Here is a 13,123-nt window from a genome sequence, read left to right as displayed (position 1 = left end):
GCTGAAAACATCAATGCTGATGCTGAGGATGAGCGCGGGCCCGCGGCATTGTTGCCGGTAGGGTTAAGGCTTCACCTCAGATCGCCGTTAGCGCCGGCTGTCCGTCGAATGTGTGAACCAAGCGCGGGTCGTCGGCCAGTCGACTCCCCGGGAGCCACCCGCCGGGCCGTCCTCCTCGTGAAGGGAACCAATGGGACTCGCCGACATTGTTCCGACAAGGGATCAAGTCGGAGAGGGTCATGCATCTATCCAATGAGAGTCTGCTGGTGATTCTGTTTGTCGGCATCGTCGCCGGGTGGCTCGCGGGCCGTGTCATGGAAGGCGGTGGCTTTGGTCTGATCGGCGATCTGATCGTCGGTCTGCTCGGCGCCTTCGTCGGCAACTGGCTGCTGCCGCGGCTCGGCATTCATCTCGGAGTAGGGCTGGTCGCTGCGATCATCAACGCTTTCATCGGCGCCGTGGTCCTGCTGCTCGTGCTGCGCCTGATCGGCGGAGGATTTGGTCGCCGGCGCCGCTGGAGCGCTTGATACCGGCGCTCGCGGCAGCGTCCGCTGCGCTGGGCAACGAAACTGATCGGTGCAGTTCGTGCGACGGGATGCCTAGCGCGCGAGCTTGACCAGCTCCATCAGCATGGCTTCGCCGGCATCGACCAGCGCCTCCAGTGTGATGCGTGAGCTGCCTCGTGGCAAGACCGTGCCGGCGCGCGGCAGCCGGGGGACGTGGATGAACGCGGCGAGGCGCGGGCCGCCCTCGGTGCTGGTCGCCTCGATCGCACGCCAGCTCAGATAGTTGCAGAGATAGCTGCCGGCGTCGCGCGACGGCCTCGCATCGATACCGGTGGCAAGCGCCGCGCGCAGCAGCCGCTGCATGTGTGGACCGAAGGACCCCGGATGCGCGCCGGGCACGATCACGGCTTTGCGGGCGATGCGGCGATCAGCATCGGGGAACGTCGTGGTCACCGCGTTGCGGGCGCGCGTCTCGATGCGCAGATAGGATGTGCGCGCCGCGAGACCGAACATCAACAGCGCATGCGGACGCCGCTCGGCGATCAGCCGGGGCAGCTCGCGATCGACGGTGTCGTAGGTGACGTGAAAGATATGGCTGCTGATGTCGACGTCATCCAGCGCCGGCCGCCGCAGCTCCGAGAGCCGCTTCACCAGCGGCATGGTCGGGTTCGACGGCGCGCCCGGGAACGGACCAAACCCTGTGATCAGGATGCGCGGCCGTTCGCTCACGCCAGCATCTCCGCCAGCTGCTCGGCCGCCAGCGCCGGCGCGACACGGCCCTCGGCGACCTCCGCCTCGAGCTTCTTCACTCTGCTGCGAATGGAAGGATCAGTCCGGAGCCGCGCCATCAGGCGCTGCTCCAGCATCGTCCACATCCACTTCACCTGCTGGTCGCGGCGGCGCGCGGCGAATTCGCCGGAGGCGATCATCGCCTTGCGATGCTCGACGACCTTCTGCCACAGCTCGGCGATCCCGGTGCCGGCCATCGCCGAATAGGTCACGACGGGCGGATGCCAGTGCTCGGAGCGGGGCGCCAGCAGGTGCAGCGCGCCGCGATAGTCGGCCGCGGTGACGTTGGCACGCTTGATGTTGTCGCCGTCGGCCTTGTTGATCGCGATCATGTCGGCGAGCTCGACCAGGCCCTTCTTGATGCCCTGCAGCTCGTCGCCACCGCCCGGCAGCATCAGCGCGAGGAAGAAGTCGGTCATGTCGCAGACCGCGGTTTCGGACTGGCCGATGCCGACCGTCTCGACCAGGATCACGTCGAAGCCAGCGGCCTCGCACAGCAGCATCGCCTCCCGAGTCTTGGCGGCAACGCCGCCGAGCGTGCCCGATGACGGCGAGGGGCGGATGAAGGCGTGCTCGTCGTGGGACAGCCGCGCCATCCGCGTCTTGTCGCCGAGGATGGAGCCGCCGGTGCGGGCGGAGGAGGGATCGACCGCGAGCACCGCGACCTTGTGGCCCTGCTCGACCAGGTACATGCCGAGCACGTCGATCGTCGTCGACTTGCCGACGCCCGGCGAGCCGGTGATGCCGACCCGGAACGCGTTCCCGGTCTGCGGCAGCAGCGCCTGCACCAGCTCGCGCGCCGTGGCCTGATGGTCGGCGCGCCGGCTCTCGACCAGCGTGATCGCGCGCGCCAGCGCGGCGCGGCTGCCGGCGCGGAGATCGTCGGCAAGGCGCGGGGGCAGGACATGGGCCGGGATGCGCTGGGACATCCCGTCCGCTTATACCGGATGGCTGCCTGCGGGAAGAGCACAAAGCCGTCTCAATCCGCGCTAACGCACAGGCCCCGCCTTTCCAGCTTTCGATAGATGGCGAGGGAGCGATCGAGACAGGCCGTGGCCGCAGCCTCCCGCGCGGCTTGCGTCTTCTGCTCGTCCAGCAGCACCAGCGCGAGACTGGCCTGAACGGTGACCCTGAAGGCGGGCGGCAACCGCGTGTCCAGCATCTCCTTCTTGTCCAGCGCGGTCTGCAGCTCGCGCTCGGCTTGCGGCAGATCGTGCTGACCAAGCAGGAAGAGGGCCTTGTAATAGTGCGACCGTGGATCGCCTGGATATTTGCTGACGTACCACCACACCGCGGACTCGTGGATGTCGGAATCCGTCTTGGGCAGATAGTTCTCTGGGATGAGGTTCGATGGATCGTCGACCGGGATCGGCGGCGGTGGCAGCAGCCGAGGGGCGATCTTCACCGCGCCCGTCGATGCGCCCAATGCGCCCAGCGTGACAATGATCGCTGCGACCGGCCGGAACCCGGGCACGGGCTCGCTCCGTGGCCAGAGCTCGGAGAGGAAGAATGCAGCAATGCCGCCGGTGATGGCGCCGAAGGCATGGGCGGCATAGTCGATGGTGTGGCCGGCTGTCCAGATCAGCGGCACCAGCGATGGCAGCAGAACCTGGAAGGCGCGCTTCTGCAGTTGGCCGCGGATCTCAAGATCGTCGTAGCGGAAGCTGAACACGAGCATCGCCGCGAACAGGCCCGTGATCGCACCGGACGCGCCGACCGACACGATCGTGCGCGGATTGAAGAACAGCGAGCCGACCGCGCCGCCGAGGCCGCCGACGACGAACAACGCGCCGAACCAGAGACGGCCGACCATGCGCTCCAGCATCCACCCGGCGACCAGCAGGACCAGGCCGTTCATCAACAGATGCACCGGCCCGCCATGGAGCAGCGGGCCGGTGAACATCCGCCACCATTCCCCCTGGTGCCTCACCAGCGACTGCTGCAGGCCCCCGATCCTCATAACGGTCTCGAAGCTCGGTTCGAGCAGTGCTCGCGGCAAGGTTGGGCCGGCGAACTGCTCGAGCACGAAGATGAGCGTCAGAATGCCGATCAGCCCGAACGTCACATACGGCAATGACCGGGGTGGCAAAGCCGGCACGGGCGGGAGGCGCAGAACATCGTCCGATGGCTGAGCTGTTGCTTCGCTCATTTCATGTCCGTCGTCGCGCAAGCAAGATCACGGCTTCTGATCCTGGCGAAGCGGCGTGCTCCTGGGATCTGACAGGACGCGGGAAGCGTGCATGAAAGGGCCCCGTTCAGGGTTTGCAAAGCGACCTTTGATCGAGCGCCTTGCGTATTTGCCCATCCTTGATCGCGGCGCAGGCGGATTGCGCGACCGTGCGTGCCTCTGCAGGGTTTTTCTGACTGATGGCCAGCGCGAGGAAACCATGAAGATTGCTGTCGAGCTCCGGCGACAGCAGAGCGTGCCACAGCGGCTCATCCGCAAGCCCGGCCCGCGCGTCCCGCTCGGCGCCCTCGAGATCACCGGCATCGAGGAGCTTGCCGGACCGCACCAGCCGCGGTCGGGGATCGCGTGGATATTCAGCAATGAGTTGAGAGAGACGGGCAGACATGTCGGCTTGTGATCGCGGCATCCGGTCCGGCGGAATCAGCTCGGCCGTGAAGGCCATCGCCTGGTAGGCGCGCGGAATGGCGAGCAGCGGATAGACCAGCGCGATGAGGCTCACGACCGCGAGCACAGCTGCGGCCCGGCGAAAGCGTGGCCACGCCTCGTCGTTGGACCAGATGCGTAGCAGAGCGACGCCGATGATCGCGCCGCCAATGGCGCCGCCGAAATGCGCGGCGTAGTCGACCCGTTCTCCCTTCAGCAGTCCCGCGAGCGGAAGAAGCGATGGCACGAGGACGTACACGGCGTTCATCTGAAGAGCGGTCCGGATCGGACCCGGCGGGAAATGGACGCTGACCACCAGCATCGCGGCGAACAGGCCCATGATGGCCCCGGACGCGCCGACGGAGACCAGCGCATTGGAATTGAGGGCCAACGACAACAAAGAGCCGCATAGGCCGGCCATGGCATAGGTCGCGGCAAACCACGCGCGCCCGATCAGCGCCTCCAGCGATCGCCCGGCGAGAAACAGCGCGATGCCGTTCATGACGAGATGGACGAGGTCGGCGTGGAGGAACGGTGCGGTCAGCAGCCGGTACCACTCGCCCTCCTGCAGTACGAGTGTCGGGGACAATGCGCCCAGCGCCACCAGCGTGGTGATCGACGGCTGTAACAGCCCTGTCCACGGCCCGATGCCAAATTGGATCTCAGCGGCGAAGGCTGCAGCCAGGACGGCCAATATGGCCAGGGTGAGCCAGGGGAACGAGCTGTCGGCGACAACGACGGCATGGCGCTGCAGGTCGGCATCGTTTTCGCGAGGAGCCGCCAGGACCTTGTCGACGAAGCCGCGATAGAGGCCGTTCGAGAGCAGGCCGCCGCCGTTGCTGAAGGTCACCTCACCGGCCTCTGTGTCGATCGCCATCGCGGAGGGATGGACCTTCGCGAACAGGGACGAGCGCTTCAGCCGCTCCAGCCGGTCCAACTGTCCGGGATAGCCCGGCCCGACTTCCATGACGGCGATCATCACCGGCATCTTTCGTCCGTTGACCGAACCTGAGTATTGCAGGCAGGCTTCACCGATCGACTCGAACTCGTCGAGACTCATCTTGAAGGTGGCGTCGGGCCTTGCCTCTCGGTCCACCATGCAGAGCAGGCTGAACGAAAAGCCGTCCGACCGGGCTAGGACCACGTCACAGATGTCGTACAGCCGCGCCGCTTCCGGAATGTGAGTGAGGTCGAAGCCCTGCTTGGCGATGAACTGCTTGGCGAGATACCTGCAAAAGGTGTCCTGTGTGGAGGTGTCCTGGGTCGACGTGTCCTGGGTCGACGGAGGCGGTGGACTGCCATGGGACGGCAGTGCAACCCTCGCGGGTGGTTCGCCGAATGTGGGTTCGATCCGATGCATGCCTGCCCCAAAATCTCATCGCGCCACCGCATCGTTGCGATGGGCGCGTGAAAGCCCATCCTTTCAGGCTCTCCCGCTTGATTTCAAGGGCAGGCGATCGATGGCGACAAGGCTGTTGTCGCGGAGCAACTATAGGTCGTCCGCATCTCCCTTCGGCCTGACGCCGCCGAAGATCGCCACACCCTCGGGGCTCAGATACGACTTCAACGCCTCCCACGGCACGAAGGCGACGTACTGGCCTTCGGCGTAGGGGCCGACTGCATAGGGCGGATAGTGGAAGGTGAGACCGGAGCTCTTGCCGGCCGTGGTCGACGGCGCAAGCGTGACGGCGCCGATCTTCAGGAGCGTCGGCTCCAGCCCCTTGAACCACTCGGCAGTCGCCGTTTCCGTGGCATCGCGCTTCTTCTTTTCCGCCTTGAGCGAGGTGATGATCCCCGAAAGCATCGCCTTCATCGCGGGCCCGTTGTCCGCGGTCTCGGTGAAGAACGGGCGGATGCTGATCGGCTTGTTGGCCGACCTGTCCCAGAGAATGGTGTTGACGTCGCTGTTGGGATGCGCGCCGTGCGTGTCCATGTAGTCGTCCCTGAGGATGCTGACGTAGCGATCGGCGACGACGGAGCGGACGGAGTATTTGCGTTCGAACGACCATTTGCCGTCGCGGAAGGCCTGCGGATCCGCCTTGCGCTCCTTCGCGGCATCGGCGGCGTTCTTGTCGATCCACTTCTTGCCGTCGGCGAGGCAATAGGCGGCGAGCGGCGCATCTGCCTTGATCTGCGCATCGAGCGAGACATTGGCCTCGATCGTTTTGGTGTTGATCGCTGCGTCCGGCTTCGGATCGGCTGCGAAGGCCGGCGTGATGGCCAGCAGGCCGAGAACGGCAGCAATGCAAATCGAGGAACGAGTCATGGCAATGAATATCCCGTGGCTGAAGATGCGTATCGCCTGAGATCGCGCAGGTTCAAACGCATCGGCGCGCGATCTCTCGACCGCGCGCCGGAACATGATGCGTCGATGGGGGGAACGCTACTCCGCCGCCTGGCTGTGACCGAGCCGCGCATTGAGCTTGTGGATCAGTTCCTCGGCTGCGTCGGCGATCACCGTGCCCGGCGGGAAGATCGCCTCGGCGCCGGACTTGTACAGCGCATCGTAATCCTGCGGCGGCACGACGCCGCCGACGATGATCATGATGTCCTCGCGGCCCTGCTTCTTCAGCGCGGCCTTCAGCTCCGGCACCGCGGTGAGATGCGCGGCGGCGAGCGACGAGACGCCGAGAATGTGGACGTCGTTCTCGACCGCCTGCCGCGCCGCCTCGTCGGCGGTGGCGAACAAGGGCCCGATATCGACGTCGAAGCCGATGTCGGCAAAGGCCGACGCGATCACCTTCTGGCCGCGGTCGTGGCCGTCCTGGCCGATCTTGGCGACCAGGATGCGGGGACGGCGGCCCTCGGCCTCCTCGAACGCTTCGATCAGCGCCTGCAGCTTTTCGGCTTTGCCGGACATGGCCGCGATCTCCCGCTTGTAGACGCCGGTGATGGACTTGATCTCGGCGCGGTGGCGGCCGAACACTTTTTCCAGCGCGTCGGAGATCTCGCCGACGGTGGCCTTGGCGCGCGCGGCCTCGATCGCCAGCGCCAGCAGATTGCCGTTGCCGTCGCCGGCCGAGCGCGTCAGCGCCGCGAGCGCGGCGTCGACCTCGGCCTGCTTGCGCTCGGATTTCAGCCGCGACAGCTTGTCGATCTGCAGCCGGCGCACGGTGGAATTGTCGACCTTGAGCACGTCGAGCGGCGGCTCGTCGGTCGGCTTGTATTTGTTGACGCCGATCACCGATTGGCGGCCGGTGTCGATGCGGGCCTGGGTCTTGGCCGAGGCCTCCTCGATGCGCAGCTTGGGCACGCCGGCCTCGATCGCCTTGGCCATGCCGCCGAGCTCCTCGATCTCCTGGATGTGGCCCCAGGCCTTGGCGGCGAGATCGCGGGTCAGGCGCTCGACGTAGTACGAGCCGCCCCAGGGATCGATGATGCGGGTGGTGCCGCTCTCCTGCTGCAGGAACAATTGCGTGTTGCGGGCGATGCGGGCGGAGAAGTCGGTCGGCAGCGCCAGCGCTTCGTCGAGCGCGTTGGTGTGCAGCGACTGCGTATGGCCTTGCGTCGCGGCCATCGCCTCGACGGCGGTGCGCACGACATTGTTGTAGACGTCCTGCGCGGTCAGCGACCAGCCCGAGGTCTGGCTGTGCGTGCGCAGCGACAGCGAGCGCGGATCCTTCGGATTGAACGGCTTCAGCAGCTTCGCCCACAACAGCCGCGCCGCGCGCAGCTTGGCGACCTCCATGAAGAAGTTCATGCCGATCGCCCAGAAGAACGACAGCCTTGGTGCGAAGCGGTCGACGTCGAGACCGGCCGCGATGCCGGCGCGCAGATATTCGACGCCGTCGGCGAGCGTGTAGGCGAGCTCGAGGTCTTGCGTCGCGCCGGCCTCCTGCATGTGATAGCCGGAGATCGAGATCGAGTTGAACTTCGGCATCCGCTGCGAGGTGAAGGCGAAGATGTCGGAGATGATCCGCATCGAGGGCGTCGGCGGATAGATGTAGGTGTTGCGCACCATGAACTCTTTCAGAATGTCGTTCTGAATGGTGCCCGACAGCTTCTCCGGCGGCACGCCTTGCTCTTCCGCCGCGACGACGAACAGGGCGAGAATCGGCAGCACCGCGCCGTTCATGGTCATCGACACGCTCATCTGATCGAGCGGGATGCCGGCGAACAGGGTGCGCATGTCATAGATGGAATCGATCGCGACACCGGCCATGCCGACGTCGCCGCCGACGCGCGGATGATCGGAATCATAGCCGCGGTGGGTGGCGAGATCGAACGCGACGGAGAGGCCCTTCTGACCCGCCGCGAGGTTGCGGCGATAGAACGCGTTGGAATCCTCGGCCGTGGAGAAGCCGGCATATTGCCGGACCGTCCAGGGCTGGTTGACATACATGGTCGGGTAGGGGCCGCGCAGATACGGCGCGGTGCCCGGCCAGGTGTCGAGAAAGTCGATGCCCTTGAGATCGGCCTCACCATAGGCCGGCTTGACCGGAATGCTCTCCGGCGTCAGCCACGGCTCTGCGGCGCCTGCAGGCGCAGGAGCGGCAATCGGCTCGAATGCGATGGCGCTGAAATCAGGAATGCGGCTCATGGCCTCGTGTCCTCAACGTCTCAATCATGATCCGGATGCTGATGGCTGACGATACCAGCCATCTTTTCCGGTCCGTAGTTCTGCTGTGTGGTCTGGCTCGGAAGGTTGGCGATCGCGACCACCCAGCCGAGCCGGGATTCCGAGCCGAACTGGCGTGTCGGCACGACGCGGTCGGGCCGGTCGAAGGTGCCGGTCATGATCTCGATGCGCGGCCCATCGATGGCACCGAAACCGAGCGGTGTGCCGCAGGCGGCGCAGAAATAGCGGTCGGCGATCGAGGAGGAGCGGAACGTTCCCGGCGTGCCTCGGGTCCAGGCGAAGCTCTCGTGGTTGATGTCGGCGAGTGACGCGAATGGCGCGCCCGAGGCCTTCTGGCACATCCGGCAATGGCAGATGCTGACGCGCGAAGGCGCGGCCATCAGCGCGTAGCGGATGGCGCCGCATTGGCAGCCGCCGGTGAGGACGGGTTTGCTCGCCTCGGTCATGCTCACTCCAGATGCGTATAGGCGTCTTTGAGCGTCTTCAGCGCGTCGCCGCCGGCGAACACGAAGCTGCCGATCCCGGCCTCGCGCAGCGCAGCCTCCTGCTCGCCGCCGCGGCCTGCCAGATAGATATGTCGCGCGCCGGCCGCTTGCAGGGCCTGCGCGGCGGGAACCGCCGCGTCGGCATAGACCTTGTCGGACGAGCACAGGCAGACGATCGCGGCTCCCGAGGCGCGGTATGCTTCCGCGAGCGCGGCCGGATCAGAGCCGCCCTGGCCATCGACCGCTGCGATACCGCCAGCTTCGAAGAAGCTGCGGGCAAAGGTCGCGCGCGCGGTGAAGTCGGCGGCGGTGCCGAGATTGGCGAGGAACACGGCCGGCCGCCGGCCTTTGCTCTTGAGCAGGTCGTCGGATCGGTCGCGTAGCCGCTCGAAACCCTCAGCGAGGCGGATCGGCGCCAGCGGCGCGAAGCTGATCGCGGCCTTTCCGGCGGGCGGTTGTGCCAGCGGCGCGACGGCTTCCACTGCGACCTCGGCCTCGCCGAGATTGGGAAACTCGCTGGCGCCGGTCAGCACGTCGCGGCGTTTGGCGATATTAGCGTCACGCGACTGTCTGATGGCTGCAACCTTGGACTGGATCAGCCCGGCCTGCAGCGCAGCCAGGATGCCGCCGGCCTTTTCGATCTCCTGGAACAGCGCCCAGGCGGAGGAGCACAATTCGTTCGTCAGCGCCTCGATGCCGCCGGCACCGGCGGTGGGATCGGCGACTCGGGCGAGGTTGCTTTCCTCCAGCAGCACCAGTTGCGTGTTGCGCGCGACGCGACGCGCGAACGCATCGGGCAGCCCGAGTGCTGCGGTATGCGGCAGAACGGTGATGGCATTGGCGCCGCCAAGGCCGGCCGCAAAGGTCGCGATCGTCGCGCGCAGCATGTTCACGTAGGGATCGCGCCGCGTGAGCATGCGCCACGCGGTCTCGCCGGAGATGAAGAGCGGCTTCGGCTGAAGACCACAGGCTTGCTCGACGCGCGCCCACAGCCAGCGCAGGCTGCGGAATTTCGCCAACGTCAGGAACTGATCGGTATCGGCGGCAAGCCGCGCCTGGATCGCGTCGCGCGCGGTTTCGAGCGCGATGCCTGCCGCTTCCAGTGCGCGCAGATAGGCAACGCCGCAGGCCAGCACGAAGGCGAGCTCCTGCGCTTCCGATCCGCCGGCATCGTGCACGACGCGGCCATCGGCAGCAAGGAAGGGTCCCTTGAACCCCGCGCCATGCAGTTGTTTGACGAGCGAGCCGGAGTTGCCGCCGAGCGTCGACGCATCATGAGAGCTCGCGCCGCGGCTCGCGGCGTCACCGATCGGATCGAACCCGAAACGGATGTCGCAGCCCGCCGGCGCGATCCCGCGCTGCTTGACGTAGTCGGCAAGAAGCAAGGCGGGAGCGGACGATTCACCAAGCTGCAATTCAATGGCAATAGCAGCATCGAGATGCACGCCCTCGAGCACGCGCGCCAGCGCGTCCGCCTCGGCGGCGAGGCCAAAGCCATGCGCGGCATTCGCTCCGGCAAACACCAGCGCCAGCCCGGTCGCGCCATTCTCGAGATCGAGCAGCGCCTGCTTGTTGGCGAGCGCCGGCTCGGGATGATCGACGCGCTGCATGATCTGCCAGGGCGCTGCCGGTGCACGCCCCGCGACTGGGACGGCGTCCTTGGCGCGCGGGTAGAGCGGCTGGATTTTCAGCCCGTCATAGGTCTTGCCGACCAGCTTCTCGAAAGCCGCGCCCTTCAACACGCCGTCGACCAGCTTGCGCCAGTCCGCCTCGCTGGCCGGCGCAAACTCGGCGGCCAATCGCAGCTGTTCGGTGTCGGTCGTCATGCCGCTCGTATCTCCCGGGCGTCCGTTATCGCGATTATTGTGGCGCAAAATGCCACGTCGCGACCGCCAAGCCAAACGGTTGTTTGGCCAGCCTTCTTGGCTATTGGACTGATGGCAGCGGCCGGATTCCGTCGCGCGAAACGGCGCGCAGCGCCTCGTCGACACGGCGGCCGGAAATCCGGCGCTCGGGGACGATCTCCGCCAGCGGTACCAGCACGAAGCCGCGCTCGAACAGGCGGGGGTGCGGCAGCGTGAGCTCGGGCGTGTCGAGGATCAGATCATCATAGGCGATCAGGTCGAGATCGAGCGTGCGCGGTCCCCAGCGCGTCTCCTGCGCACGGTCGCGACCGGACATGCGCTCGACGTCGTGCAATATGGCGAGCAGGGCATGCGGCGCGGTGGCGGTTTCGATGGCGATGCAGGCATTGACGAAGGCGGGCTGCTGCTCCTCGCCCCAGGGCGGGGTGATGTAGTCCGAGGAGCGGGCGGTCAACGTCGCCTGCGCGCGCCGGCAGATCTCCGGGATCGCGCGCTGGAATGTCGCGCGGACGTCGCCCACATTGCCGCCGAGAGCGATCAGCGCGTTGGCCATGGGATCACGGATGCCGCGAGCGCGTCAGCACGACGCCGACATCCTCGAAGATCGCGGCAATCGGCGCATGCGGCTTGTGCACGGTGACTTTCACGGCGCGGATGCGGGCGAAGGTCGACAGGATGGCATCCGCCACCGCGCCGGCCGCGCGCTCCAGCAGGCGGTAGTTGGTGTCCTTGAAGGCCGCGGTCGCGGTCTCCACCACGTCGGAATAGGACACGGTATCGGCGAGGCGGTCGCTGCGCGAGGAGTCCGACAGGTCGGTGTAGAGCTCCAGATCGATGACGAAACGCTGGCCGACCTCGCTCTCGTGCTCCATCACGCCGTGTCGCGCATGGATGAGAACGCCCTTGATGAAGATCGTATCGGTCATCGCAATGCCTCGATGCTTGCGGCCACGCGTACCGCCTGAACCGTCTCGGCGACGTCATGCGCCCGGATGATTGCCGCGCCGCGCTGAGCGGCGATCAGATGCGCCGCGATCGATCCGCCGAGCCGCTCCTGCGGCTCCGACGTCACGACCGAACTGATGAAGCGCTTGCGCGAGGCGCCGACCAGCAGCGGCAGGCGGAAGCGCGCGAAAGCGTCGAGCCGCGCCAGCGCGATCATGCTCTGCTCGGCGGTCTTGCCGAAGCCGATGCCGGGATCGAGCACGATGTTGCCAGCGGCAATGCCGGCCTTGGCGGCGATGTCGAGCGAGCGCGCGAAGAAGCCGAGCATGTCGTCGATGATGTCGATGTCGGGATCGACGCTGGCGCGGTTGTGCATCACCACGACCGGCACGCTATGCGCCGCGACGATTTCGGCCATCCCTGGATCACGCTGCAGACCCCAGACGTCGTTGGCAATGCGGGCGCCATGCTCCAGGGCGTAGCCGACAACCTGGGATTTCATGCTGTCGATCGATACGGGCACGCCGAGTGCGACGATTTCGGGCAGCACCGGCCTGAGGCGCGCCAGCTCCTCCTCGGCCGTCACCGGCTCGGCACCCTTGTAGGGGCGGGTGGATTCGGCGCCGATGTCGATGATGTCGGCGCCCGCAGCGATCATGCTCCGAGCCTGCGCCACGGCGCGTTCCGGCGCGTTGAAACGGCCGCCATCGGAGAACGAATCCGGGGTCACGTTCAGGATGCCCATCACGGCCGGGAACGGACGCGCGAGCCACGGCCGCAGCAGCGGGTGGCTCGGCGTGAGGTCCGTGGCGGTGTGCGGCAAATTCGCGCTCATGGGCGCCGCTTTGCGCGGTTGGCTCGGTCGAGTCAAGATGTCGCGCTGCACAAGTCGCGCGGGAGGCGGGCAGGGGATCAGTAGCTGATCTTCGGCTCCAGCCGGCGGGCCTTCTCGATCAACTGGCCGACGGATTTCTCGGACGGCAGGATCCGGACCAGCTTCCGCCGCGTGTTCACTTCCTTGATGTTCTGCGCGAGTCGGGCGGGATTGCGGTGTGCCAGCTCGCGAACCGTCGTGACGCCGGCGGCGCGGACCAGGCAGACCTTCGCCTTCCCCATGCCCGGAATGCGCATGTAATCGGCGCCGTTGGCCCAATCGAGCAACTGCTGTTCGTTGATGCCGGTTTTGGCGGCCAGCGTCTTGCGTCCCTTCACGGTGCGCGCGGCCTCGAGAAATCCATCGGTGGTCCGGATGCCCAAAGCTTTCAGCTTCGAGGCATAGAAGGTCGTCATGCCTTCGAGTTCGGTGATCGGATATGTCATGATACTCAGGCGCGCAAAGGTGC

13 protein-coding genes are annotated in these 13,123 nt (G+C 66.4%); 1 reads left to right on the top strand and 12 read right to left on the bottom strand.

All coding sequences use genetic code 11. The features are described from left to right. Positions 1 to 239 precede the first annotated feature (239 nt). Entirely contained in the window at positions 240 to 527 is a 288-nt protein-coding gene (locus ACQR07_RS12465) for a GlsB/YeaQ/YmgE family stress response membrane protein (RefSeq protein WP_434902571.1), read from the top strand. Between the two features lie 72 nt (positions 528 to 599). On the opposite strand, the gene ACQR07_RS12460 is transcribed toward ACQR07_RS12465, so the two are convergent. The 12 genes from ACQR07_RS12460 to ACQR07_RS12405 all read right to left on the bottom strand — a co-directional run bounded on the left by ACQR07_RS12460 (position 600) and on the right by ACQR07_RS12405 (position 13,100). Continuing rightward, entirely contained in the window at positions 600 to 1,235 is a 636-nt protein-coding gene (locus ACQR07_RS12460) for a pyroglutamyl-peptidase I (protein ID WP_434902570.1), read from the bottom strand. Beyond that, complete coding sequence (gene meaB / locus ACQR07_RS12455; RefSeq protein WP_434902569.1) at positions 1,232 to 2,224, bottom strand: methylmalonyl Co-A mutase-associated GTPase MeaB; 993 nt, start codon at positions 2,222 to 2,224, stop codon at positions 1,232 to 1,234. The genes ACQR07_RS12460 and meaB overlap by 4 nt, the downstream gene beginning before the upstream one ends. A gap of 50 nt (positions 2,225 to 2,274) precedes the next feature. Beyond that, complete coding sequence (locus ACQR07_RS12450; RefSeq protein ID WP_434902568.1) at positions 2,275 to 3,444, bottom strand: rhomboid family intramembrane serine protease; 1,170 nt, start codon at positions 3,442 to 3,444, stop codon at positions 2,275 to 2,277. Between the two features lie 106 nt (positions 3,445 to 3,550). After that, entirely contained in the window at positions 3,551 to 5,266 is a 1,716-nt protein-coding gene (locus tag ACQR07_RS12445) for a rhomboid family intramembrane serine protease (protein ID WP_434902567.1), read from the bottom strand. Between the two features lie 129 nt (positions 5,267 to 5,395). After that, positions 5,396 to 6,172 (bottom strand): DUF3298 domain-containing protein, encoded by a 777-nt coding sequence (locus ACQR07_RS12440; RefSeq protein WP_434902566.1) that lies wholly within the window; start codon positions 6,170 to 6,172, stop codon positions 5,396 to 5,398. 117 nt (positions 6,173 to 6,289) lie between these two features. Beyond that, positions 6,290 to 8,446, bottom strand: a complete 2,157-nt coding sequence (gene scpA / locus ACQR07_RS12435; RefSeq protein ID WP_434902565.1) for a methylmalonyl-CoA mutase — start codon at positions 8,444 to 8,446, stop codon at positions 6,290 to 6,292. A 20-nt stretch (positions 8,447 to 8,466) separates the two neighbouring features. Continuing rightward, complete coding sequence (locus ACQR07_RS12430) at positions 8,467 to 8,931, bottom strand: GFA family protein (protein ID WP_434902564.1); 465 nt, start codon at positions 8,929 to 8,931, stop codon at positions 8,467 to 8,469. Positions 8,932 to 8,933: 2 nt separating this feature from the next. Continuing rightward, positions 8,934 to 10,796: a methylmalonyl-CoA mutase family protein gene (locus ACQR07_RS12425; protein WP_434902563.1), complete on the bottom strand. Its 1,863-nt coding sequence runs from the start codon at positions 10,794 to 10,796 to the stop codon at positions 8,934 to 8,936. A gap of 100 nt (positions 10,797 to 10,896) precedes the next feature. Beyond that, on the bottom strand, positions 10,897 to 11,388 hold the full coding sequence (gene folK / locus ACQR07_RS12420) for a 2-amino-4-hydroxy-6-hydroxymethyldihydropteridine diphosphokinase (protein ID WP_434902562.1): 492 nt from the start codon (positions 11,386 to 11,388) through the stop codon (positions 10,897 to 10,899). A 4-nt stretch (positions 11,389 to 11,392) separates the two neighbouring features. After that, a complete protein-coding gene (gene folB, locus ACQR07_RS12415; protein WP_315804226.1) occupies positions 11,393 to 11,761 on the bottom strand; it encodes a dihydroneopterin aldolase in 369 nt (122 codons plus the stop codon). Further along, positions 11,758 to 12,615 (bottom strand): dihydropteroate synthase, encoded by an 858-nt coding sequence (gene folP, locus ACQR07_RS12410; protein ID WP_434902561.1) that lies wholly within the window; start codon positions 12,613 to 12,615, stop codon positions 11,758 to 11,760. The genes folB and folP overlap by 4 nt, the downstream gene beginning before the upstream one ends. A gap of 77 nt (positions 12,616 to 12,692) precedes the next feature. Then, positions 12,693 to 13,100: a DUF4332 domain-containing protein gene (locus ACQR07_RS12405; RefSeq protein WP_434868376.1), complete on the bottom strand. Its 408-nt coding sequence runs from the start codon at positions 13,098 to 13,100 to the stop codon at positions 12,693 to 12,695. Positions 13,101 to 13,123 lie beyond the last annotated feature (23 nt).

The organism is Bradyrhizobium sp. HKCCYLS20291, from assembly GCF_051167715.1.
GTDB lineage: Bacteria > Pseudomonadota > Alphaproteobacteria > Rhizobiales > Xanthobacteraceae > Bradyrhizobium.
The sequence above is the reverse complement of the archived record's forward strand: the minus strand, read 5'-3'. Positions and strand labels throughout refer to the sequence as shown.